Annotated in this window: 22 protein-coding genes; 10 read left to right on the top strand and 12 right to left on the bottom strand. The window is 39.4% G+C overall.

Annotation, left to right across the window (positions count from 1 at the left end):
* From DBR40_RS13180 to mnmD, 6 genes are all read right to left on the bottom strand, one after another.
* Complete coding sequence (locus DBR40_RS13180; RefSeq protein WP_124560215.1) at nt 1-450, bottom strand: hypothetical protein; 450 nt, start codon at nt 448-450, stop codon at nt 1-3.
* Between the two features lie 63 nt (nt 451-513).
* Nucleotides 514-810, bottom strand: coding sequence for a hypothetical protein (locus DBR40_RS13175; RefSeq protein WP_124560214.1), 297 nt, complete (start codon nt 808-810; stop codon nt 514-516).
* 1 nt (nt 811) lies between these two features.
* Complete coding sequence (locus DBR40_RS13170; RefSeq protein WP_124560213.1) at nt 812-1921, bottom strand: AI-2E family transporter; 1110 nt, start codon at nt 1919-1921, stop codon at nt 812-814.
* 99 nt (nt 1922-2020) lie between these two features.
* Nucleotides 2021-2224 carry a hypothetical protein gene (locus DBR40_RS13165; protein WP_124560212.1) on the bottom strand — a complete coding sequence of 68 codons (204 nt, stop codon included), beginning with the start codon at nt 2222-2224 and terminating at the stop codon, nt 2021-2023.
* 177 nt (nt 2225-2401) lie between these two features.
* Complete coding sequence (locus DBR40_RS13160; RefSeq protein WP_124560211.1) at nt 2402-3349, bottom strand: aldo/keto reductase; 948 nt, start codon at nt 3347-3349, stop codon at nt 2402-2404.
* A gap of 146 nt (nt 3350-3495) precedes the next feature.
* Nucleotides 3496-4161: a tRNA (5-methylaminomethyl-2-thiouridine)(34)-methyltransferase MnmD gene (gene mnmD, locus DBR40_RS13155; protein WP_124560210.1), complete on the bottom strand. Its 666-nt coding sequence runs from the start codon at nt 4159-4161 to the stop codon at nt 3496-3498.
* 100 nt (nt 4162-4261) lie between these two features.
* Between mnmD and DBR40_RS13150 the strand changes: the two genes are divergently transcribed.
* Nucleotides 4262-4600, top strand: a complete 339-nt coding sequence (locus tag DBR40_RS13150) for an MmcQ/YjbR family DNA-binding protein (RefSeq protein WP_124560209.1) — start codon at nt 4262-4264, stop codon at nt 4598-4600.
* Between the two features lie 59 nt (nt 4601-4659).
* On the opposite strand, the gene DBR40_RS13145 is transcribed toward DBR40_RS13150, so the two are convergent.
* Entirely contained in the window at nt 4660-5442 is a 783-nt protein-coding gene (locus DBR40_RS13145; RefSeq protein WP_199748335.1) for a DUF2625 family protein, read from the bottom strand.
* A 189-nt stretch (nt 5443-5631) separates the two neighbouring features.
* Nucleotides 5632-7668, bottom strand: coding sequence for a M13 family metallopeptidase (locus DBR40_RS13140; protein WP_124560208.1), 2037 nt, complete (start codon nt 7666-7668; stop codon nt 5632-5634).
* Nucleotides 7669-8097: 429 nt separating this feature from the next.
* Here DBR40_RS13140 and DBR40_RS13135 point away from each other — a divergent pair, with 429 nt between their 5' ends.
* Nucleotides 8098-10083 carry a heavy metal translocating P-type ATPase gene (locus DBR40_RS13135; protein WP_124560207.1) on the top strand — a complete coding sequence of 662 codons (1986 nt, stop codon included), beginning with the start codon at nt 8098-8100 and terminating at the stop codon, nt 10081-10083.
* A 147-nt stretch (nt 10084-10230) separates the two neighbouring features.
* On the opposite strand, the gene DBR40_RS13130 is transcribed toward DBR40_RS13135, so the two are convergent.
* The gene (locus tag DBR40_RS13130) at nt 10231-10638 is read right to left on the bottom strand and encodes a DoxX family protein (RefSeq protein WP_124560206.1); all 408 of its coding nucleotides are present in this window, start codon (nt 10636-10638) and stop codon (nt 10231-10233) included.
* 218 nt (nt 10639-10856) lie between these two features.
* Between DBR40_RS13130 and DBR40_RS13125 the strand changes: the two genes are divergently transcribed.
* The 7 genes from DBR40_RS13125 to DBR40_RS13095 all read left to right on the top strand — a co-directional run bounded on the left by DBR40_RS13125 (nt 10857) and on the right by DBR40_RS13095 (nt 20691).
* On the top strand, nt 10857-13523 hold the full coding sequence (locus DBR40_RS13125) for a valine--tRNA ligase (RefSeq protein ID WP_124560205.1): 2667 nt from the start codon (nt 10857-10859) through the stop codon (nt 13521-13523).
* A gap of 146 nt (nt 13524-13669) precedes the next feature.
* The gene (locus tag DBR40_RS13120) at nt 13670-14632 is read left to right on the top strand and encodes a DUF2157 domain-containing protein (RefSeq protein ID WP_124560204.1); all 963 of its coding nucleotides are present in this window, start codon (nt 13670-13672) and stop codon (nt 14630-14632) included.
* Nucleotides 14625-15689: a DUF4401 domain-containing protein gene (locus DBR40_RS13115; protein WP_124560203.1), complete on the top strand. Its 1065-nt coding sequence runs from the start codon at nt 14625-14627 to the stop codon at nt 15687-15689. The genes DBR40_RS13120 and DBR40_RS13115 overlap by 8 nt, the downstream gene beginning before the upstream one ends.
* Nucleotides 15676-16173: a GDYXXLXY domain-containing protein gene (locus tag DBR40_RS13110; protein WP_124560202.1), complete on the top strand. Its 498-nt coding sequence runs from the start codon at nt 15676-15678 to the stop codon at nt 16171-16173. Before DBR40_RS13115 ends, DBR40_RS13110 begins: the two co-directional genes overlap by 14 nt.
* 377 nt (nt 16174-16550) lie before the next feature.
* Nucleotides 16551-17906: a Gfo/Idh/MocA family protein gene (locus DBR40_RS13105; RefSeq protein ID WP_124560201.1), complete on the top strand. Its 1356-nt coding sequence runs from the start codon at nt 16551-16553 to the stop codon at nt 17904-17906.
* 16 nt (nt 17907-17922) lie between these two features.
* Nucleotides 17923-19290, top strand: a complete 1368-nt coding sequence (locus DBR40_RS13100; protein WP_124560200.1) for a DUF1080 domain-containing protein — start codon at nt 17923-17925, stop codon at nt 19288-19290.
* Nucleotides 19291-19497: 207 nt separating this feature from the next.
* Complete coding sequence (locus DBR40_RS13095) at nt 19498-20691, top strand: Gfo/Idh/MocA family protein (RefSeq protein WP_124560199.1); 1194 nt, start codon at nt 19498-19500, stop codon at nt 20689-20691.
* Between the two features lie 119 nt (nt 20692-20810).
* Here DBR40_RS13095 and DBR40_RS13090 read toward each other — a convergent pair whose 3' ends face one another.
* From DBR40_RS13090 to DBR40_RS13080, 3 genes are read right to left on the bottom strand one after another with little or no spacing between them, the layout of a single operon-like run.
* The gene (locus DBR40_RS13090; RefSeq protein ID WP_124560240.1) at nt 20811-21269 is read right to left on the bottom strand and encodes a type I restriction enzyme HsdR N-terminal domain-containing protein; all 459 of its coding nucleotides are present in this window, start codon (nt 21267-21269) and stop codon (nt 20811-20813) included.
* Between the two features lie 29 nt (nt 21270-21298).
* Nucleotides 21299-21646 carry a hypothetical protein gene (locus DBR40_RS13085; protein WP_124560198.1) on the bottom strand — a complete coding sequence of 116 codons (348 nt, stop codon included), beginning with the start codon at nt 21644-21646 and terminating at the stop codon, nt 21299-21301.
* Between the two features lie 36 nt (nt 21647-21682).
* On the bottom strand, nt 21683-22363 hold the full coding sequence (locus DBR40_RS13080) for a formylglycine-generating enzyme family protein (protein WP_124560197.1): 681 nt from the start codon (nt 22361-22363) through the stop codon (nt 21683-21685).
* A 108-nt stretch (nt 22364-22471) separates the two neighbouring features.
* On the opposite strand from DBR40_RS13080, the gene holA reads away from it, so the two are divergent.
* Nucleotides 22472-23494, top strand: a complete 1023-nt coding sequence (gene holA / locus DBR40_RS13075) for a DNA polymerase III subunit delta (RefSeq protein ID WP_124560196.1) — start codon at nt 22472-22474, stop codon at nt 23492-23494.
* Nucleotides 23495-23518 lie beyond the last annotated feature (24 nt).

Here is a 23518-nt window from a genome sequence, read left to right as displayed (position 1 = left end):
TTAACGGACGCTAAAATACCAAACCCAGGCGATTAAGAAAAGCTGAAAAGGAATTCTGAACCATAAATATTTAGGGCCTGGGCCGGGTTTGTATAAATCTTCGTAATTGATGTGGTTTTTTGCTGCATAAATATTGGCAGGTATAATGGTCATTAAAAATATGATCAATGCAATGCCGGTATAGTATCTTATATCTTCAATTTGTAATGCAATGGCAAATAAAATCTCTAGTACGCCCGTAAATAGAATAATTTCTACTTTCTTCGGAATGAAAAGCGGGATCATGGCGGCCATACTGGTTTTAAACTTAAAGTGGCCTATTGCTGTAAAAAGCAACATTACACCCATAGCGATGTTACCGGCAAAAATATTTCCTTTATCGAATGTGGTATGACCACCAAAGGCAAGCAGGGCAACATAAACAACAAGTAATACGAATAAAGGTTTCATGCCTCAAATATGTAAATTAACGAGCAGATACGCTAAAAGCCTGGTGTAATGGAGTTGTAAAAATTACGAAATCAAATTAAAGGCAATTAATATGGTGGCTATAAAGAGCACCACTAATCCTGAAAGGAAAATAAAATCTGCACTTTTTTCCAGCCTTTGACTCACGGCATCGCCTTTTCTCATCGAAATAAAAGATAAAATACAGCTGGTCATAAAAAAGATAACGGCTGCAACGGCAAACTCATCAATAATAGAACTATCGGCCAGGTTTAGTTTCTTTAAAGAGGTGAGCACGATAAAACAAATCCCCAGTAAATTGGCCGAAGTACTTAAAATATGTGGCGAACGGTTTTCTGCCATGCTAATCTTTTTCTTCCAGTTTAATTTTTTTGGTGATGCGGTAAACCCGTTTTTTCTTCTCAGGTTTATGTTCTTCGCCCATTAAAATGCCCCAGGGTTTAAGGTTATCTATCCGGTCGAAAATGATTTTGAGCATAGCCAAATAAGGAATACATAAAAACATACCCGAAATACCCCAGATCATTTCGCCAACAACAATGCCGATAAAAGCAAATAGGGCATTTATTTTTACTTTAGAACCCACCACCAATGGCATTAAAATATTTCCATCAATGGCATGAACGCCAACAAAAGCAATTAAAACCAACAGTACTTTACCTGCACCAGCAGTGGCGAATGTAATTAAACAGCTAATGAGCAAAGCGAAGAAAATGCCCAGATATGGAACCACATTAAAAATACCTGCTACCAAGCCCAATAAAACCGCATATTTTACACCTAAAAGGCTCAATACGGTAATCATTAAGATGGTTACGATTAGCATTTGTAAGAACAAGCCAATGATGTATTTCTTAATGATATACTGGATTTGCGATACGATTTCGCTTACCTTCTCTTTGTGTTCTTCTTTAAAAACAGATGTTAAAAAGGTATACAATATCCTGCGGTAGTTTAGAATGAAAAACGTAAACAATAAGGTGAAACCCAGGAATAAGAGGGTAGAAGATAAGGTAGCCAATGTAGTGGCTACAATAGTGGCACTTGTAGCCAGGGCTTTTTCGGTACTATCGTTCAGGTAAGCCAGTTGTTTTTCTGAATTTACATGAAAGGTTTTCGAAATCCAATGCTGCAGTTCATGGTAAGAAACATCGGCTTTCTCTTTTAACAAAGGCCAGTCGGCCCATAAATCGCTCAACTGGTTGCCAAAAAAATATACAATTCCGCCAATTACAGCGATCATTAATATCACTGAAACCAGTGTTGATAAACTTCTTTTAAATTTAAACCGCTGTTCCAAAAAATTGGCTACCGGTAATAATAAAATCCCCATTAAAAAGGAGAAAAGAAGTGGTGCCAGAAGCGATTGCCCTAAAATGGCAATGTAAGTTAGGCTGATTAAGCAGAAGAGAACCAGCGCAAGTTTAGGCAGGAATGATAGTTTGTCTTTCATAAAAAAATTAAATCCTGTTTAATACAAATTGAGGGATTAAAAGTTTTAATCAATTCTATTGTAGGTTTAACTGGTAAATACCAGTACAAATTATTAATATTATCTGTCTTTTTTGAAAAATATCAGAATTATAAAGAAAGCAATCAGTGGTGTAGTGAAAATTGCTAAAAGGAGCGAACCAAAATACCCCAATGAGGTGTTTTTACCATAATTGGCCACCGCCAATAATATAGCAATACCAATAAGAATAACCAGGATTTCTATAATGCCTGGCACGGATGCCAAAATGGTGGAGATTGTCATAGATTTAGATTTGTTACAAATGTAAAAAATCCCTTAAAAGTAGTTAATAGGGTTGATAACTAGCGATCATTGTAAGATTGCCTGCCTGCTGCAGGCAGGCTTATCCAATAAATTAACGCCCAACGTAACAAATTTTAAGATAAACACGCTTAAGGGATGATTCTCCAGTAAAACTTTTTAATAAATACTGGCTTTATCCAGCAACGAAATATCTTCTGCGCTTAACTTTAAATTTGCAGCTTCGGTAAAAGATTTGAGTTGGTTTAAATCGGTAACGCTGGCAATTGGTGCGGTAACCGACGGATGATACAGCAGCCAGGCCAATGCTACCGATGCCTGTTCTACACCATGTGTTTCTGCAACCTGGTCTAATGCCCTGAGGATTTTAAAACCCCGGTCGTTCAGGTATTTTTTTGCACCACCTCCCCGCTGACTTTTACTTAAATCGGCTTCGCTGCGGTACTTTCCGCTTAAAAAACCACTGGCCAGGGCATAATAGGTAACTACACCTAAATTGTGCTCTAAGCAAATTTTTTCGTGTTCTGCCTCAAATCCTTCGCGATCGTATAAGTTGTAACCTGGTTGGTAAACTTCGTAACGGGGTAAATTATGCTCGTTAGAGAAGATTAATGATTCTTTTAAGCGATTGGCCGAAAAGTTCGATGCGCCGATCCACCGTACTTTACCGGCTTTAATCAGGCTATCGTAAGCGCTTAAAGTTTCTTCTACCGGTGTGTTTTCATCATCATAATGCGAGAAATACAAGTCGATATAATCGGTTTGCAGGCGAGTTAATGAATGCTCGACTTCGTTAATGATGTAATCTTTTTTGAGCGATTTGCTCTGGCCCATATCAGAGCCTACTTTGGTTGCAATAATTACATCGTGCCGTTTGCCGTGCTTTTTTAACCAGTTACCAATAATGGTTTCCGATTCTCCGCCTTTATTGTCGGGCACCCAGCGCGAGTAAACATCGGCTGTATCAATGCAATTAAAACCACTTTCGATAAAATGATCTAAGATTTCGAATGATTTTGCCTGATCAATGGTCCAGCCAAAAACGTTGCCGCCAAAAACAACCGGTGCTATATTTAAATCTGATTTGCCTAATATTCTTTTTTCCATGATGTGAATTTTATAATAGGATTAACAAACAGAATTAAATGCAGTTTTAAGAAAAGGTCTTGTTAATGTCAGTGTTTAGATAACATATTGATTAAAGTTTAACAACCATCTTCCCTCATCCATTTGCCATCTTGCATTATCCCGCCTTACATTCCCTTCACTGCCCTAAGCATTTCCCTTTTTCCAGGTGCACCGGGTAGTTTTTCGATGTTAAAACCACAGGCTTTTACCGCACGTTTTAATTTTCCGGTAATGGCGTAGGTTACAAAAGTACCACCGGGCTTTAAGAAACTGCAGGCATGTGCAATAATTTCATCGCTCCACATTTCGGGCTGGTGCTGCACAGAAAAGGCATCGTAATAAATGATATCGAATTTTTTAGGTGTATTAAATGCGGCTAATGTTGTATGTGGAATTTCGAGTGCGCTTAATGCCGATAGTGATTGAGGGGCTTGAAGAGCAGCTTCGTAGTTACTCATAAAAGTATTCCAAATGGCTTGCGGTACATAAGCCGAATAACCCGTTTGTTCAATTAATGCTGATGATAACGGAAAGGCTTCGATACTGGTATAATCGAGTTGAATATTATTTGATTCGCAGTATTCAAGGCTTAAAATAAAGTTTAAACCCGTTCCAAAACCAACTTCCAGAACAGCTATTTCAGGCTTGCCGGCAGAAGCAAATTTTAACCCCGCCGCTATAAACACGTGTTTGCTTTCCTGCAACGCACCATGTTTGCTGTGGTAATGTTCGCCTATGGTTTCGTTGTAAAGGGTATTGGAACCATCGGCGGTTGGGGTGATAATATTCATGGGGCCTAAAAGAATTAATGATTTCTATATTCATGGCAAAATTAGCATTTTCTATCTGCCTTTCGGCTTTTGTTATTAGCTTTGCTTTAAACCTTAAAAAATGGATATCGAAACCTTTAGAGAATATTGTTTGAGTTTGCCTGGTACAACCGAAGGCATGAAATGGGGCCATTTGTGTTTCATGATTGAAGAAAAAATGTTCTTCATTATCGCCATTGACGAGGATAACAGCTTCTCGATCAAATGTGATCCGGAAGAATTTGATGCCCTTACTGCCAGAGATGGCATACAACAGGCGCACCACATGGCTAAGCGCCAATGGATTCGTGTAGCTAACTTAGAGGTGTTTAACGATACAGAATTGAAAAGTAGGGTAGAGGCATCGCGCGCAATGGTACTGGCCAAACTGTCAAAGAAAACTCAGTCCAAATACGCTTAGTTTAAGTATCGGGGTACAGAACTCGATTGTGTATCTGACATTTTCTTTAGATAATCAGTTTATTGCTCCGTTTTAGGTTCCTCTTTTTTCGCTTCGCCGGCGCTTTTCAGCTCTTTCGATTTCATGATATTGAATTTGTACATTTCTTCAATGCCAACCAGTTTGCGGGTACACTTTTCAATATCAGTTCCTTCTTCCCATAAATAAGGACGAAAGCTGTAAGTTTTAGTACCATCTAAGTTACCAATAAACTGGTTCCAGCTACTCCAGCGAAGGCCTTTGTAAAACTTAGATAGGTCGCTGTCGAAACAGAAAACCAAAAACTCTCCGTAGCCTGCACCAAGTGGCTGCCAGGTTAAGCTGTTGGGTTCCAGGTAGTATACGTTTTTAATATCAGGGCCTAAGCCACCATAGTTAATGGCGAAAAAACCGCCAACGGCATCATCCGCTACCAGCAGATAAGGCATATTGTCGCCATATTCTTTAACGGTTTTGCCCTTATTCCAATCTGAAACAGAACGGTTTAAACGCTCACTTCCCGAACCTAAAATCCTGATCCAGCCATTGTCAACCATTATGCCTCCACTATTGTAAATTACCGAACCCAGGGTCGAATAAGTTGAAATTTGCGTATTGTATAACACTTCTTTGGCTTTTGTCGAATCAACGGACAGAATCTCGACTTTGTTTTTGGCAGAATCAATCCATTTTTTAACCAAGGGCCATGCCGGATCTTTTTTATTGATTAATTCTTCGGCAGTAAACAGTTTGTTTTGTGCAAAGCCGGTTAAAGAAACAAAAGTTAAAGCCAGGATGGAAAGTGTTTTAATTGCGCTTTTCATGGTATGATGGAATGTTTTTTCAAAGATAGAATGATATTTAACAATAGCCGAAAGGAGGACAATTAATTTTTGGATGTTTATCCGAAATCAATATAAAAATAAACGCCCCAATTAAAATCGGGGCGTTTACAATATAGGGATGAAATACTGTGCAGGTTTTGGCCTGTTGGCAAAGCCTTCCACCTTAAACTACCACATTCTTATCCTGTCTTCTGGTTTTTTATATAATCTATCACCAGGTTTAACATCGAAGGCGTTGTACCAGGCATCCATGTTTACAGGGGCACCAATGGTACGGTAAGGACCCGGAGAGTGCGGATCGGTTTTAATTAACTGGGCAGCACTCTCTGGTAAAATGTTACCTCTCCAAACTTGTGCCCAGGCAAGGAAGAAACGTTGATCTGGCGTAAAACCATCAATTTTTTCGTTGCTTTGGCCTTGTTTAGTCATTTTGAAAGCCGTGTAAGCTGCATTTAAACCTCCTAAATCGCCAATATTTTCGCCCATGGTTAATTTACCAATTACATGTACGGTATCTAATACGGTGTATGCGTCAAACTGTTCGCCAAGGGCTTTGGTTTTAGCGTCAAACTTAGCTTTGTCTTCTGCAGTCCACCAGTTTTTTAAGTTACCGGCAGCATCGTACTGGCTTCCGCTATCGTCAAAACCATGACTCATTTCGTGACCAATTACTGCACCAATACCACCATAGTTAACTGCATCATCTGCATTAGGATCGAAGAAAGGGAATTGCAAAATACCTGCAGGGAAAACAATTTCGTTTAGTGTAGGGCTGTAATAAGCATTAACCGTTGGCGGGGTCATGCCGAAGCGTTTACGATCAACAGGCTTGCCTAATTGATTTACCATTTCGTTATAGCCCCAAACACTAGCATTGCGTAGATTTTGGAAGTAAGTATCTTTATTAATCGCTAAGCCATCATAGTTTTTCCATTTTTCAGGGTAACCAACTTTTGGGGTAAAAGCATGTAATTTAGCCAATGCTTTCTGCTTGGTTTCAGGGCTCATCCACTCTAAGCCATTAATTCTGATTTCGAAAGCCTTGCGCAGGTTCACAATCATCTGGTTCATGCGTTCCTTAGCCTCTGGTTTAAAGTATTTAGCTACATAAAGCTGACCCAATAATTCGCCAATGGTGCCATCGGTTAACGAGGACATGCGTTGCCAGCGTGGCGTTTGTACTTTCTGGCCGGTTTGTGCCTGAGTAAAGGCGAAACTTGCTTTCACAAAGGGAGCACTTAAGCTTGATGCCGATCCTTTTAAAATGTTCCACTCCATATAGGTTTTCCAATCGGCTACCGAAACCGATTTTAACATACCATCTAAACTTGCCATAAACTTAGGCGACGAAACTAAAACGGTATCCTGGCCTTTAATTTTGAATTTCGGAAGGTAGGTTGACCAATTGATATCTGGTGTTTTTTTGTTCAGCTCGGCAACAGTAAGTTTGTTATAAGTTGCATAAGGATCGCGCATTTCTAAACGGCTCATTTGCGCCTCTGCAAATTGTTTTTCGATGGTAAAAACAGTTGCTGCTTTTTGTTTAGCCTCTTCGGCGCTGCTACCGGTTAAGGTAAACAGGGTAACCATATAAGTATTGTAAGCCTCGCGGATTTTAACACTGCGGGCATCGTCTTTTAAATAGTAATCGCGATCGGGCAAAGTAGTACCGCCCTGACCAACGCTAACCATATATTTGTTTACATTTTTACGGTCCTGGCCAACACCTACACCAAACATGGCGCCAGCTAAACCATTTACACGCATATAAGCTACCTGATCTAAAACGCCCTGGATGTCTTTAATCTGCTGAATTTTAGCTAAATCGGCTTTTATTGGAGTGTAACCTAATTTCTCGATGGTCAAACTATCCATCGCAGCGGTATAAAAATCGCCAACCCTACGTTTTACCGATCCTGCTGGTGCTGATTTGTCGGCTGCCGCATCTTCAACAAGTGTTTTTACAGCGTTGATGTTGAAATCGCGAAGTTCGTTGAAGGAACCCCAGCGTGTTTCTTTAGCTGGAACAGGATTGTTTTTTACCCAGGTACCACTTGCATATTGGTAAAAATCATCGCCCGGTTTAACCGATAAATCCATATTGGCTGGGTCGATAAATTTTTTGATGGTTTGTGCGTTTGCAGAAAAGCTAGCAGCAACTATACCCAGTGCCGCAAAATATCTTTTCAAATTTTGGTATTTCATTCGCTTAAAATAAGTTAGTTTATAATGCGAAATTTATGAAATACTAATTAATACTGTGGTAATATATTAGAAATATTACTTGTAAAACCAGTAGTAAATTTTTGCCAAGCCTAGCCGTCTGATCAAATCTGATGCTGAAAATGAGATTTTAATAGATTTCATCTGTTTATATATTTAATTGTATTCTTCAGATGGATCCTTTTCTGATTATTTTAATCGTTTGAGGATTCATTTTTTAAATCTTTTATACACTATTAACACTTTTTAACAAATTTTATTGTGTGACTGTAAAAATTATTGCTATTAAGAATGATTCGGGATAAACCATTTTATTTTCCATAAATTTGATTTCCGATCGTTTTAATACAGTATAATATGTGCCAGACTTATAGCGCCTGGTGTTAAATAACGAGTTATAGTATAAAAATAATGAGCCACTCACACGATAATCACGATAACTGCTGTAGCAGTAAAGCACATTCTGAACCCAAAAATCAACCTCATAACCATTCACATGGTGAAGGCGATGATCACGATCATGATCACGGCGGCGATCCATCTGCATTTCAAACCTACCTGCCCGCTATTGTTACCCTGGTAATGTTGCTGATTGGGATTGCATTCGATAATTTTCTTAAGGTACCCGTTTTTCAAACCATCAGGCCATATTGGTACATTTTGGCTTATTTGCCCGTAGGTTTACCGGTTTTACGCGAAGTTTGGGAAACCTTTAAAGCTAAGGCCTTCTTTACCGAATTTTCTTTAATGTCTATCGCTACTATTGGTGCCTTTGCTATTGGAGAGTATCCCGAAGGCGTAGCTGTAATGCTTTTTTATACCATAGGAGAGCTTTTTCAGCTGGCAGCAGTAAACCGGGCAAAAAGAAATATTTCGGCCTTGCTCGATGTGCGTGCAGATGTGGCACATGTTTTCAGAAACGGAAAATATGAAAATGTGAATCCTGAAAAGGTAGCCATTGGCGAAACTATACAGATTAAAGTGGGGGAGAAAATAGCCCTGGATGGCGAAATGTTATCCGAAAAAAGTAGTTTCAATACCGCTGCATTAACCGGCGAAAGCAAACCCAGAACCATAAATAAAGGTGAAAGTGTTTTGGCCGGGATGCTAAACCTGGATAGGGTTATCGAAATAAAGGTAACCAAAGTTTTTGCCGATAGTGCTTTATCGCGCATATTGGAGATGGTGCAAAATGCTACCGCGCGCAAAGCGAAAACCGAACTCTTTATTCGCAAATTTGCCAAAGTTTATACCCCTATCGTGTTTTTTCTGGCACTTGCATTGGTTACAATCCCCATCCTGATTTTAGGCAGCGATTATCATTTTCAGACCTGGTTGTACCGGGCATTGGTTTTTCTGGTTATCTCTTGCCCTTGTGCCTTGGTTATTTCTATTCCCCTTGGTTATTTCGGTGGTATCGGGGCTGCGTCGGCAAACGGTATTCTGTTTAAAGGATCTAATTTTTTAGAGCTCATTACCAAGTTGGATACTGTTGTGATGGACAAAACCGGAACACTTACCAAAGGTGTTTTTAAAGTTCAGAAAATAGAAAGTACAATTAACGAGGCAGAGTTTTTAGCACTACTAACTGCTGTTGAAGCAAAATCGACCCACCCCATTGCCAAAGCGATTGTAGAGTATGCCAATGGAGCAGATCTTCATCCGGCCACTAATTTGGAGGAAATTGCCGGAATGGGTTTAAAGGGTACGGTAAATGGCAAAACGGTTTTAGCAGGAAACGCGAAACTTTTAGTGAAATTCAATATTCCATTCGATCTTAAAATACAAGAGATAGAAGAAAGTATTGTAGTGGTGGCTATTGATGGGCAATATGTGGGTTATGTTTTAATTGCCGACGAGATTAAGGAAGACGCTGCAGCTGCGGTTAAACAATTGCACGAAAATGGTGTAAAGCAGGTGGTAATGCTCAGCGGCGATAAAACTACTATTGTTAAAAAAGTAGCCAGACAGTTGGGTATCGATGAGTATTATGGCGATTTATTGCCGGAAGATAAAGTAGTGAATCTGGAAAAAATTAAAAGTGATAAAACCAGGGTAGTTGCTTTTGTTGGCGATGGCATTAATGATACGCCGGTATTGGCCATTAGCGATATAGGCATAGCCATGGGCGCGATGGGGAGCGATGCTGCGATAGAAACAGCTGATGTAGTGATCCAAACCGACCAACCTTCTAAAATTGCTATCGCGATTAAAATTGGCAAGGCTACCAAAAATGTGGTGATCCAGAATATTACGCTCGCCTTTGCTGTTAAAGCCCTTGTTTTAATTCTGGGTGCCGGTGGATTGGCCACCATGTGGGAAGCGGTTTTTGCAGATGTTGGTGTAGCTTTGCTGGCTATTTTAAATGCAGTGCGGATTCAGAAAATGAAGTTCTAATGTCAGCTGTTTTTTGATCTTTAAGCAATTAAGGTAGTTAAGAAAACTACATCCAATTTTAATGCTATTAACTTATTGATGTTGAATGAAATACATGCTAAAAAAGAAAGGTGAGCATACTTATATATTTTCAAAGATTTAGATTAATTACTGTTTTGATTCAGGGTGGTTCGCCGTGTTAAAAAATACAATTGCGGTTAATACACAAATTAATATAAAATTATACTCTACACCATTTCTTCCACCGCCTACCACAAACCAGCCTTCTTTAAAGTGCACCATAATAATGCCCATTATTAAAACAAATATGCTGGCAAAACAGGCCACACGAATGTATTTGTTAAAAACCAGCAGTATTGCGCAAAGTACATGCGAGAGTTTAATGCTCCAGGCAAGGACAAGGCCAAAAGGGGCAAAGCCGACTTTGTTCAGATATAAATTTCCAAAATCGTTAATACCGCCATCAAACATGCCAAATACGCTGTGCGATAATAAGATAATGGCTACGGAATAGCGTAAAATGGCATAGCCAATACTTAAGTTTTTAGCGTTCATATAGTTTATGCAAGGGGTTAAAAACATCTCCAGGCAAATACTAAAATACAAAAAGCAACACCAACCCAAAAATAGAATGTTAGTCCAGCCTGCCAAGAAATCGAAAATAGGTAGGCTTCAGTATGTAATGATAAGGTGTTTAGCTGCTTTAGTCTTTCGGTTTCCGCTTTGGTCTTTCAGCTTAATTAGCTATTTTTGGGCTTTTATAACAATTTTTCATGAGCATTTCCACCAAGTACAATCCTGCAGAAACAGAAGATAAATGGTATAGCTACTGGCTATCTAAAAAGTTTTTCCACTCAGAACCTGATGAGCGCGAACCTTACACTATCGTAATTCCGCCACCAAATGTCACAGGAGTACTGCACATGGGGCACATGCTTAACAATACCATTCAGGATGTTTTAATCCGTAAGGCCCGTATGCAGGGCAAAAATGCCTGCTGGGTACCCGGAACCGACCATGCTTCTATTGCTACTGAAGCCAAGGTTGTAGCCATGTTAAAAGAACAAGGGATTAATAAAAAAGACCTTTCGCGCGAAGAATTTCTAAAATACGCCTGGGAATGGAAAGAGAAGTACGGTGGTATTATTTTAGAGCAATTGAAGAAACTAGGAGCAAGCTGCGATTGGGACCGTACACGTTTTACCATGGAGGAAGATCTTTCTGAAGCGGTTATCGATTCGTTTATCCACCTGTACAAAAAAGGCTGGATTTATCGCGGTATCCGTATGGTAAACTGGGATCCTGCAGGTAAAACTGCGGTTTCTGATGAAGAAGTAATCCGTAAAGAAGTTAACCAAAAGCTGTATTATATTAAGTATCTGATTTCAGGTACAACAGATCAGTTTTTAACGATTGCAACCACGCGTCCTGAAACCATTATGGCTGATGCGGCGATCTGTATTAACCCTAACGACGAACGTTTTAGTCACTTAAAAGGTAAAAAAGTATTCGTACCGCTGGTTAACCACGAAATTCCGGTTATTGAAGATGAGTACGTGGATATCGAATTTGGTACAGGTTGCTTAAAAGTTACTCCGGCACACGATTTAAACGATTACGAGCTGGGTGTAAAGCACAATTTACCGGTTACCGATATTCTAAATGATGATGGTACCTTAAACGAACTGGCAGTTATTCTGGTTGGCGAAGACCGCTTTATTGCGCGTAAAAAGATTGCCAAAATGCTCGAAGAGGCTGGTCATTTAGATAAAGTTGAAGATTATAAATCGCAGGTGGGCTTTTCTGAACGTACCGATGCTGCAATTGAGCCTAAACTTTCGATGCAGTGGTTTGTGAAGATGAAAGAAATGGCACAACCGGCGCTGGATGATGTATTAAATGGAGAGGTAAACCTGATCCCGAATAAATTTGAAAATACCTACCGCCACTGGATGGAAAATGTACGCGACTGGAATATTTCGCGTCAGCTGTGGTGGGGACAGCGTATCCCGGCCTGGTACGATGATAAAGGAAACTGGGTTGTTGCCAAAACCAAAGATGAAGCTTTAGAAGAATTCTGGAAGAAAAAACATTTGGACGAAAGTTGTTCAGATGCTGAGAAAGCAGGCTTTAAGCACCAGTTAGAGCCATTTTTACGTCAGGATGAAGACGTAATGGATACCTGGTTCTCATCATGGTTGTGGCCAATTTCTGTTTTTGATGGTTTTAAAGATCCTGACAATAAAGACATTAACTATTACTATCCAACCAATGATTTGGTTACGGCTCCTGAAATTTTATTCTTCTGGGTGGCGCGTATGATTATGGCCGGACACGAGTTTATGGGCAAAAAACCATTTACCAATGTGTATTTAACCGGTATTGTACGCGATAAGCTGGGGCGTAAAATGTCTAAATCGCTGGGTAACTCGCCCGATCCGATTGGATTGATCGAAAAATATGGTGCCGATGCGGTACGTGTAGGTATGCTCATGTCATCGCCGGCGGGTAATGATTTAATGTTCGATGAAAGCTACTGCGAGCAGGGCCGTAATTTTGCTTCAAAAATATGGAATGCCTTCCGTTTGGTTAAAGGTTGGGAAGTAGATGCAAACCTCGAAAACCCAAATAAACAGGCTATTTTGTGGTTCGAAAACCGCTTTAATGCCGCTTTAGTCGAAATTGAAGATAACTTTAAACAATATCGTTTATCGGAGGCTTTAATGACTACCTATAAACTGGTTTGGGACGATTTCTGTGCCTGGTATTTAGAAATGGTTAAGCCTGCTTACCAGCAGCCGATTGATGCCGAAAGTTACCAGGCTACGGTTGGTTTCTTTGAACAGATTATTAAACTGTTGCATCCTAATATGCCTTTCTTAACAGAAGAGTTGTGGCATGATGATTTGTTTGCTGCCCGCGGTGAAATGGATTGCTGTATTGTTGCCGAATTTCCAAAAGGAGGGAGCATTGATGAGCAGTTGCTGAAAGATGCTGAGGTAATTAAAACTGTTGTTGCCGAAATCAGGAATGTACGTAACCAAAAACAGATTTCGCCAAAAGAAGCTTTGCCATTAAGTTTGAAGGTAAACTCTGATATCGATTATGAGAAATGGTTAAATATTGTTTTCAAACTGGCCAATGTTTCGGAAGCCGAGATTGTGAACGATAAAATTGTGGGTGCAACGGCATTTATGGCTGGTAAGGATGAGTTCTTTATTCCACTAACCGAAAATGTAGATGTAGATGCGGAGCGCACACGCTTAAATACTGATTTGGTGTACTTACAAGGTTTCTTAAAATCGGTTGATTCGAAACTAAGCAACGAACGCTTTGTGCAGAATGCAAAACCCGAAATTATTGCCAACGAACGCAATAAAAAGGCCGATGCTGAAGCTAAAATTAAAATTATTGAAGAAAGTTTAGCGATTTTAGGATAATCATATAGTCATCAATACCTGTAAGGTTTTTAAAACCTTGCAGGTATAATACCCAAAGCCTCTTAGCAGCGAATTGCTAAGGGGCTTTTCCATTTTTCTAATAAATTCATGAATAAATAGTATTTTGGTGATACCAAATAGATTATATGACAGAACCGGGAGTTACCCGTCGCACACTGCAAATCATTGCCCGGAATAGTAATTTGTCGGCTGAGGAGCTTGAGACACAATTTAAAGAACAAGGCATTTATGCAGATAAAAAAGGATGGGCAAAGTATATTGAAATTGCATTAATTGGTATCGGTGCTGCTTTTGTTATATCAGGTATTATTTTTTTCTTAGCTTATAATTGGCATTTGCTACAAAGGTTTCTAAAACTGGGTTTAGTACAGCTTCTGGTTATTGCAACCGTACTGACATCATTCGTTTTTAAAAGAAATCAATTAGTACGGAGTGTATTATTAATGAGCGCTTCAGTTTTGGTTGGTGCAATGTTCTCTGTATTTGGTCAGGTTTATCAGACTGGAGCAGATGCTTACGATTTCTTTTTAGGGTGGACGGTGTTTATAATAATATGGGCTCTGGTTGCAGATTTCCCTCCACTATGGCTATTGGCTATGGCATTGATTAACATTACCATTTCGCTTTATGTAGATCAAATTGCTCCATATTGGCCATCAGATCTCAAATATTTATTGCTTTTTGTTTTAAATAGTGTGGTTTTAATAGTAATACAGTTACTTCCTTCTGCTTTAAAAGCATCAGTTCCGAATTGGTTAATAAAGGTTATTTCTTTGAGCATCGCAACGTACATAACAATAGGGGCAGCTCTAAATATTTTTGATAAAGACCATCAATATTGGTTTATCTTTTTTTTACTTGCCTTTATGGTTTATATGCTTGCGGTTTATCACAGTTTTAAGCATAAATCATTGTTCCATTTGTGTATTGTACCATTGAGTTTACTTATTATCATTTGCTGCTGGATTACTGAAAGCCACCATCAGGAATACGGTACGTTGTTTTTCTTTATGAGTGTTTTCGTAGTCGCCAGCATTACTCTATTGACGAAATTATTGGTTAACTTAAATAAATCCTGGAATGAATAACTTACAAATTGTAGATCATTTTATTGCCAGTATTGAAAGAAAATCGAAGCCTGATTTTACAATTGATAACGAAAAGTTTGAAAAAGAAATATCGAAAGATAGCCAGACATATAGTGGTTTAGGAATTAAAATTCTCTCTGTTTGTGGAGGCTTACTGGGCTCCTTGCTTTTTTTAGGTTTCGTTACCTTGAGTATTTCGGAATCTCCGACAGCAACATTTATTTTTGGCTTGATAGTATTAGGCGGGGCCGTATTGTTGGATAAAATATCAAACAGCACTGTATTGGATGCTGTTTGTATTGGCGCATTTCTATCTGGATGTACACTCCTGGGCTACTCAATAAACCAAATGACCGATTCGGCTAACCTCACTATTTTCTCTTTGCTTGTAATTGCTGTAGCTACAGTTGCCAGTACAGAAAACTATATGCTCAACTTATTTGGACTTTTAATGTTTAATTCTTGCTTATTTGCATTTATTGAAACTAATAATGTTAATATTCTTATTCATTTCTTAACCGCTTTTCTGTGCATTGGATTTGTTATAATTAATTTGGTGGAGCATAAAGCACTTGTGAGATCTATTTCTGTAAACAAGCGATACCCGCCCTTTCGGATTGGCTTTTTAGTTTCGCTTAGTGTGCTGTTAATTTATTTCGCAATATATTTTGCTAAGCCATCTTTCCCATACCGTTGGGTTTCTTCACTTATTATTATGGCTGCTACCATTTACAACATAAGTTCCATTATCGATTTTTTAAAACTTAAAACTGGCCAATTCATCATTTACATATTTGCTATAACGATTTTGGCTTCGGTAATTTTTGCACCTTCAATTTGTGGAGCGATTTTAATTTTGATTGTTGGTATTCATGTAGGTCACAGGTTAACGATCGTTTTCGGGATAGTTGCATTGTTCTATTTTGTTGGACAGTTTTATTATGATCTCCAATATACCTTGCTCACTAAATCAATCATAATGATTTGCACCGGAGCCTTGTTGCTTGTTGCTGCTTATATTTTTAACAGACAAATTAGATCATATGACAAAGATTAAATCTATATTCATTGTAATCAATTTGCTACTTCTGATTGGTTATTTTAATTGGTCTATCTATGCTAAGGAAAGAATATTGAGTGAGGGCAAGCTTGTTCTCATTGAACTTGCCCCAGTCGATCCGCGATCATTGATGCAAGGTGATTACATGCACTTAAATTATAAAGAGAATACTTTCTTAGAAAAAGTAAAAATACCTAAAAGAGGTTTCTGCCTATTAAAAATAGATTCGAATGGAATAGGACATCGAATCGCTTTAATAAAAGATATGAGACCGTTAGGTAATGATGAAGTAGTGGTTAAATATTTTTTTGATGGAAACGAATATTGGCCCTCAATCCATATCGGTGCCGAATCCTATTTTTTTCAGGAAGGAAAGGGGAAAAAATATGAAGCGGCTAAATACGGCGGCCTTAAAATAGATCGAAATGGCAATAGCATCCTTGTTGGCCTTTATAATAAAGATTTGAAGCTGATTCTATAATTTTTGTACTGCCAAAAAGAACTATTTCCAAAGCTTAAGAAGTACTCTTTCATAGGCTTTTGTAATCCAACCAACTGATTTGTTCTACGATAGTTTCGGTAGGCGTATATTAAACAGGCTGAAACAGTTTCCCCTTTTATATTCAAAACCTAAATTATTATTTCAAACGTTTTCCTAAATAATAAGCTTGTTACAATTTAATTAAAAAAGGCTTCAAATCGCTTACTGGATAAGCTCAGAGCAGATTAAGCTTTATTCACTGAAATAATCGTTTCAAGAATAATACCCGCTGAGTTTTAGTGCATCTTATTTAAAATACTATTTTAGCTCATTCGATATGGTTTGATGAGAAACCGTATTTGTTAATATAGCCAAATATGGAAAATTCCAGAAGGAAATTTATTAAGCAATCTGCAATATTTGCTGCGGCAACCTATGCCGGTACTATGGGAATGAGTGCTAAAAGTTATGGGCGCATAATTGGCGCAAATGATAGGGTACGGGTAGGCGTTGTTGGGTTTTCCGACCGTTTTAAAGAAACGCTCCTGCCTTGTTTTATGAACCATAATAAAGAACTGAACTTCGATATTGTTGGCCTTTCTGATTTATGGAATTACCGCAGGGATTTGGGCATTGCCCATCTAAAAGCAAAATTTGGTCACGATATTAAAGCCTGCCGCAACAACGATGAGCTTTATGCAACTAAAGATCTTGATGCGGTAATTATCAGTACAGCCGATTTTCAGCATGCTTTACATACCATTGAGGCTGTTAAAGCCAATTGCGATGCCTATGTAGAAAAACCTTTTGCCGAAACCATGGATGATGCTAAAGCAGCTTTTAAAGCGGTTAAAGCAAGTAAACAGATTGTGCAAATTGGTTCGCAGCGAAGAAGTGGTGAGAATTATACCAATGCAGCAAAATTTATTCAGGATGGTAAGTTTGGCCCCATAACCGCTGTAGACCTGGTTTGGAATGTAAACCAGCCCGGCAGATGGCGCCGACCCGATTTAGTGGCTAAGTTAAAAGAAGAAGACATCGATTGGAAGCGTTTCCTGCTTAACCGCCCGGTTGAGGCTTTCGATCCGAGAAAATATTTAGAGTACAGGTTGTTCTGGCCCTATTCATCAGGGATGCCCGGGCAATGGATGAGTCACCAGATTGATACTGTACATTGGTTTACCAATCTAAAGCATCCGCGCAGTGTGGTAGCCAACGGAGGCATTTACACCTGGAAAGATGGCCGGAGAAACTGGGATTCGATGGTGGCTGTATTCGACTATGGCCAGCCCGATACTACCGATGGCTTTCAGGTAACCTTTACCTCGCGAATGCAGAATAGCGTAGGTGATGTAGGCGAAGTATATTATTCGAACGGTGGTGAGCTTAACCTCATTACCAATAAAGTTTCGCCAAAGGGCGGATTGAGAGAAAAAGAAGCCGCTGCAATGGGCTTAAAAGCTAACCTTTTACCGGAGTTTGATTTAAGTAAAACCGAAATCAAAGCAGCAACCGGAGCAAATATGGGCGGCGATCCGTTAACCTCGGGCCACATGCGCAACTGGATGGAATGTGTGCGCAGCCGTAAAACGCCAAATGCGCCTGTAGAGGCCGGTTATTCGCATTCAATTGCCAATATCATGACTAACGCTGCGGTAAGAACTGGCGCAAAAGCCACCTTTGATGAAGGCAGACAAGAAGTAATCGCAAACGGAAAAGTATTTAAATATTAATTATCCAAAACCAATCATGTCAAAAATTAAAAAGTATAGCATTCTTGCTTTTTCTCTAATTAGTTTATCGGCGGCAGCCCAAAAAGCCAAACCCCTGTTTGATGGCAAAACCCTAACCGGCTGGAAATCGGTGGCAGGTGTAGCCCCATACAAAGTTGAAGACGGAATGATTGTAGGTACCATGACCAAAGGAACACCTAACTCATTTCTGATTACCGAAAAAGAATACGGCAATTTTATTTTAGAACTGGATGTAAAACTAGAGGGCGAAAGCACCAACTCTGGTATTCAAACCCGTAGCCACATTAAACAGGAAGCCAATAACGGCAGAGGGATGGTTTTTGGCCGTCAGGTAGAAATAGATCCATCTGCAAGGGCATGGAGTGGTGGTATTTACGATGAAGCCAGAAGAAGCTGGTTATACCCTTTAGAATTAAACCCATCAGCAAGATCTTTGTATAAAAAGAACGAGTTTAACCACTACAGGATAGAATGTATTGGTAACGAAACCAAAACCTGGCTAAACGGACAGCCGGTAGCCTATGTAATCGATACTTTAGATCAGTCGGGCTTTATTGGTTTGCAGGTTCATGGTATTGGCAACAACACCGAAAACGATGGTAAGAAAGTTTATTTCAAAAACATCAATATCCAAACAGAAGGCCTTAAAGCCAAAGCTTTTCCAAAAGGATTTTACGTGGTAAACTTAACACCAAATACTTTATCACCTTTCGAGAAAGCTAATGGTTACAAATTGCTTTTTGATGGCAAAACCAATGCTGGCTGGATTGGCGCTTATAAAACTGCATTTCCTGAAAAAGGATGGAAAATTGCCAATGGTACAATCAGTGTTGAACCTTCAGGCGGTGCCGAATCTACCAATGGTGGCGATATTGTAACCAAAGAAGAATATGCTGCTTTTGATATGTCGTTTGAGTTTAAACTTACTCCCGGTGCCAACAGCGGTGTTAAATACTTTGTTACCTTAAGCGAGAAAAATACAGGTTCGGCAATTGGTTTAGAATACCAGGTGCTGGATGATGTACTGCACCCGGATGCTAAATTAGGTCGCGATGGAAACCGCACTTTAGCCTCGTTATACGATTTAATGACCGCTAAAAAAGAATCAAGATATTTACGTCCTATAGGTAGCTGGAACAACGGCCGTTTGGTGGTGTACCCTAATAACAAAGTAGAACACTATTTAAACGGAGTTAAAGTTTTAGAATATACACGTGGCTCAGAAGAGTTTAAAAAACTGGTAGCCATTAGCAAATATAAAGACTGGAAAAACTTTGGTGAGGCGCCAAAAGGCCACATCCTGCTACAAGATCATGGCAATAAAGTAGATTTCAGGACCATCAAAATAAAAACCTTAAAATAAGATCTTAACTCAAATCAATCTAAAAAACTACTGCGAAGTACAGGGTATCAATTACTTTGTACTTCGCATTTATGCATCATGGCATTTTGGTTTAAAACCTCTTAAAGCCTTTGGTTTGCATGTAAAAAATTAGAGAGCTCGGGCATTGCCTATTCACTTTTTACTACCTTTAAAACATAATTTTTAAAATAAAATACAATTTATATCATGCATCGTCGATCTTTTGTTAAACATACCACGTTATTGGGCTCTGGTTTATTGGTTGGTAATCAGGTTTTTGCTGATTTATATGCTGATCAGGTTATCAATGTGGCCATGATTGGCTGCGGCGACAGGGGCAAAGGTGTGTTATCGGTAATTAAATCGATGCCTGCAAAATATAAAATTGTAGCCTATTGCGATCTGCTCGATTTTAGGCTTAAAGAAACCGAAAAGTACGTTCCGGCTAATGCAAAGGCTATAAAAGATTACCACAAGGTTTTAGATGATAAAAGTATAGATGCCGTTTTTATTGCAACACCACTAAGCGAGCATTTCAAAATTGCAAAAGATGCTGTGCTTGCCGGAAAACATGTGTACGTAGAAAAAACCATGACTTACAATATTGAGCAGGCCCTGGCGCTCAAGAAGCTGGTTAAGCAACATCCCAAGCAGGTTTTTCAGGTAGGTTACCAATACCGTTATTCGCCTCTGTACTTTAAGGTGAAAGATATGATTCAGAGCGGCTATTTGGGTAAGGTTACTCAAATCGATTGTCGTTGGGACCGCAATGGTAACTGGCGCAGGGCAGTGCCCGATCCGGCTTTAGAAAGAAAAATTAATTGGCGCATGTACAAAGAGTATTCGGGTGGATTAGCTGCCGAATTACTTTCGCACCAGATTGATTTTATTAACTGGGCTTTCGAAACACAGCCCGATGAGATTATGGGCTCGGGTGGTATTGATGTTTTTAAAGATGGCCGAGAAACTTACGATAATATTCAAGCCATTCTCCGTTATAACGAAAAAGGCATGATTGGTAACTTTGGCGCCACCTGCGGCAATGCGCACGATGGTTACCTGTTTAAAATAAAAGGTACAAAAGGTTCAGTTTCACTACTTACCAATACTGGTTTATTCTATCCCGAAGAAATTGCCAAAAAAGAACTGGGTATTGTAGATGGGGTAACGGGTGCAACTAAAATTGTGATAAATAAAGATGGGGGCATCCCGATTTTAGATAAGCCAACCATCGATGGGACCAATTATGCACTCGATGAATTCTACAAATCGATAACCACCGGCAAAGAACCCGCTTCTAATATCAATACCGGTACACAGGCAGCCGTATGTGTGGGGATGTGTAATGAGGCTATTTATACTGGCGAAAAACAGGTTTGGAAATCAACGTATAGTGTTTAGCGCTCCGTTTAGATGATCCACTACGCCGGATCTGATAGCTATCGGATCCGCTCGAAATGACGATTGCAGTATTGTGCTTTCTGCGCCTTCCGTGTTATCCGTGCCTTCCGTGGCTAAAATTATAATCCCAAATATTCCGGCATTTCCTCCGCAAAGTTAAAGCTGCCTTTCTCCAGATCCATCTTTGCATAAACATGCTGCAAGCCGTTGGTTAGTACAATCCACCTGGCCTGGTGAATCGAATTATACCGCGCAGCCTGATCAAAAACCGATTGTGTAATTTTTACTTTCGGTGCTTTGCATTCAATCAGCATCAGTTTTTCGCCTGCCGTGTTGTATACTAAAATATCGCTCCGTTTTTGCAACTGGTTAAGTACCAAACCACCCTCAATCTGGATCAGTGTACGCGGAAATTTCTTTGATGAAATAAGGTTTTGTATAAAATGCTGGCGCACCCATTCTTCGGGCGTTAGCACCAGGTGCTTTTTCCTCAGCTCATCGAAAATAAAAACCACATTATCCTTTCTCGTAATCTTAAAAGGATAAGGCGGAAGGTTTAGTGGGGTAGGGGTAAAAATTTCAGTTTTCAATTTCAGTTCTTTAGCATTTAAGACCAACGGTGTGCACAAAATCTACATTGCTTAGCTGAGGGTGTTCTCGCTAGTTTACCACAATCGGGACAATTGTTTAAAAATATCTTTTCCTGGTTTAAAATTCTTTTAGCTACCCTTATCTCAAAAGAATCGTAGCCATCTTTTAGTAAGTTTAATATGCTTTTATTCTCAGTAAGCCAGCCAGCTTTTTTATAAATATTTAGTGCACTGGGTGTTATGGCAGGGTCAGTATCTAATCCAAGTTTAATCAGAGAATGGGTGTGTCGAATCGCCAACCTCTCCTCTGCAGTTAAGCACTTGGAAAAATAAGTCACAATGTATTTTGCCGTATCCTGATCCATTTACTTCAAAGTTATGGCTTTTAAGTCATTTACGATTTACATATTCCTCGCCAGCCTGAACCCCAAATCTTCTATTTTAAATGATTTGGGATGGCTGCGCCGGCGGTTAGTGGCCATACAACCCCTTTCCTCATCGCTCCAGCCACCACCACGGATAATGCGGTAAGAGCCGTACACGCTTTCATCGTAAATATCAGTGCACCATTCCCAAACATTGCCCAGCATATCATACAAGCCCCAGGCATTGGGCGTTTTGAGGCCCACCTGTTGGGTAGTTTTTCCGGAGTTTTGTTTATACCAGGCAATGTGGTCAAGTTCGCCATACCTGATGCCGTTGGTACCTGCTTTACAGGCGTATTCCCATTCGGCTTCTGTAGGCAACCTAAAGCCATTGGCGGTTGGTTTAAACAGCACTTCGTCGGCTTCCCGGTCAAAAATATAACAAGGGTTTAAATCATTTTTTTCAGATAAGACATTGCAAAATAATACTGCATCGCGCCAGGTTATGGTTTCTACCGGATGGTTATCTCCGGTAAATGTAGCCGGCCTGTTGCCGGTTATTTCAAAATAAAGCGCTTGTGTTACCGCGTATTTCGCTAAGTAAAAAGGTTTCATCTCAACAGTCCAGCTTTGCTTAATCCTGTCGTCTCTCAGCACAATTTCGCCTGCAGGTATTTCTACCATGGCAATAGGTAAAAGGTTTGTATCGTGCACCATTGTTTTTCTGTAGCTGATCTGTTTATAAATCCCAAAGTTAATATTATGTGCATAAACAAATCAGTTAATTTCTTTAATCGTTCAACCTAAATCGTAATTTTACAGGCCATGACAGCTGCCGAAATTATCAAAGATATTAAAGCCCGAAAATTTAAACCCGTGTATTTACTGCATGGTGAAGAATCATACTATATCGATCAGGTAACCGATTATATCGAAGATAAGCTGTTAAACGATGCCGAAAAGGGTTTTAATCAAACGGTGCTGTACGGAAAAGATACCGATATGGCTACGGTTTTAGGTGCAGCGAAGCGTTACCCCATGATGTCAGACTATCAGGTGGTCATTGTAAAAGAAGCGCAGGATTTAAAATGGGGCAAAGAAGATGGTGGCAGCAAAGAGGGCGAATTTGTGCTCAATTATTTCGAAAAGCCTTTACCCAGTACCATTTTAGTGCTGGCTTTCAAATACGCCAATTTCGATAAGCGTAAAAAGATTTATAAAGCCATTAGCAAAAGCGGCCTGATCTTTCAGTCAGACCCCGTACGCGATTATAAACTGGTACCCTGGATTGAAGATTTCATTAAAGAAAAAGGGTATAAAATCGATCAGCAGGCATCGGCCTTAATGGCTGAGTATTTGGGTACAGATTTATCTAAAATCGCCAATGAGATCGAAAAACTGATGCTCAATGTGCCTAAAGATCAAACCATCAATACCGATCTGGTACAAAAAAATATCGGTATCAGTAAAGAGTATAACGTTTTCGAGTTACAGAAAGCGCTGGCTATGCGCGATGTGCTGAAGTGCAATAAGATCATCAATTATTTCGGCAGCAACCCCAAAGCAAATCCTACGGTTATGGTACTGGCCAATTTAGGTGGTTATTTTACCAAGCTGTTAAAATATCATTATGTACCCAATAAGGCCGATGCGGCATCAGCATTGGGTGTACCTCCCTTTTTTATCAAAGATTATGAGGTAGCTGCCCGAAACTATAATACCGGTAAGGTTTTTCAGGTGATAAGCCTGCTGCGCGAGTACGATTTAAAAAGCAAAGGATTAGACAGTACCGGTAATGTTGATGATGGCGAATTGTTAAAAGAACTCGTTTTTAAGATTGTACATTGATCTTTTTTTCGCAAAAATCTATTT

Origin of the sequence: Pedobacter sp. KBW01, from assembly GCF_003852395.1 — a bacterium.
In the GTDB taxonomy this organism is placed as follows: Bacteria; Bacteroidota; Bacteroidia; order Sphingobacteriales; family Sphingobacteriaceae; genus Pedobacter.
This window is presented reverse-complemented; position numbering and strand designations above follow the sequence as displayed.

Bases quoted from the DNA above. Each gene is read 5' to 3' on its own strand.
- DBR40_RS13165 (WP_124560212.1), bottom strand. From the start codon at position 2,224: ATGACAATCTCCACCATTTTGGCATCCGTGCCAGGCATTATAGAAATC.
- DBR40_RS13145 (WP_199748335.1), bottom strand. From the start codon at position 5,442: ATGAAAAGCGCAATTAAAACACTTTCCATCCTGGCTTTAACTTTTGTT.
- holA (WP_124560196.1), top strand. From the start codon at position 22,472: ATGACAGCTGCCGAAATTATCAAAGATATTAAAGCCCGAAAATTTAAA.
- DBR40_RS13130 (WP_124560206.1), bottom strand. From the start codon at position 10,638: ATGAACGCTAAAAACTTAAGTATTGGCTATGCCATTTTACGCTATTCC.
- DBR40_RS13110 (WP_124560202.1), top strand. From the start codon at position 15,676: ATGACAAAGATTAAATCTATATTCATTGTAATCAATTTGCTACTTCTG.
- DBR40_RS13180 (WP_124560215.1), bottom strand. From the start codon at position 450: ATGAAACCTTTATTCGTATTACTTGTTGTTTATGTTGCCCTGCTTGCC.
- DBR40_RS13125 (WP_124560205.1), top strand. From the start codon at position 10,857: ATGAGCATTTCCACCAAGTACAATCCTGCAGAAACAGAAGATAAATGG.
- DBR40_RS13170 (WP_124560213.1), bottom strand. From the start codon at position 1,921: ATGAAAGACAAACTATCATTCCTGCCTAAACTTGCGCTGGTTCTCTTC.
- DBR40_RS13135 (WP_124560207.1), top strand. From the start codon at position 8,098: ATGAGCCACTCACACGATAATCACGATAACTGCTGTAGCAGTAAAGCA.
- DBR40_RS13120 (WP_124560204.1), top strand. From the start codon at position 13,670: ATGACAGAACCGGGAGTTACCCGTCGCACACTGCAAATCATTGCCCGG.
- DBR40_RS13085 (WP_124560198.1), bottom strand. From the start codon at position 21,646: ATGGATCAGGATACGGCAAAATACATTGTGACTTATTTTTCCAAGTGC.
- DBR40_RS13160 (WP_124560211.1), bottom strand. From the start codon at position 3,349: ATGGAAAAAAGAATATTAGGCAAATCAGATTTAAATATAGCACCGGTT.
- DBR40_RS13095 (WP_124560199.1), top strand. From the start codon at position 19,498: ATGCATCGTCGATCTTTTGTTAAACATACCACGTTATTGGGCTCTGGT.
- DBR40_RS13150 (WP_124560209.1), top strand. From the start codon at position 4,262: ATGGATATCGAAACCTTTAGAGAATATTGTTTGAGTTTGCCTGGTACA.
- DBR40_RS13140 (WP_124560208.1), bottom strand. From the start codon at position 7,668: ATGAAATACCAAAATTTGAAAAGATATTTTGCGGCACTGGGTATAGTT.
- DBR40_RS13105 (WP_124560201.1), top strand. From the start codon at position 16,551: ATGGAAAATTCCAGAAGGAAATTTATTAAGCAATCTGCAATATTTGCT.
- DBR40_RS13115 (WP_124560203.1), top strand. From the start codon at position 14,625: ATGAATAACTTACAAATTGTAGATCATTTTATTGCCAGTATTGAAAGA.
- DBR40_RS13080 (WP_124560197.1), bottom strand. From the start codon at position 22,363: ATGGTGCACGATACAAACCTTTTACCTATTGCCATGGTAGAAATACCT.
- DBR40_RS13175 (WP_124560214.1), bottom strand. From the start codon at position 810: ATGGCAGAAAACCGTTCGCCACATATTTTAAGTACTTCGGCCAATTTA.
- mnmD (WP_124560210.1), bottom strand. From the start codon at position 4,161: ATGAATATTATCACCCCAACCGCCGATGGTTCCAATACCCTTTACAAC.
- DBR40_RS13100 (WP_124560200.1), top strand. From the start codon at position 17,923: ATGTCAAAAATTAAAAAGTATAGCATTCTTGCTTTTTCTCTAATTAGT.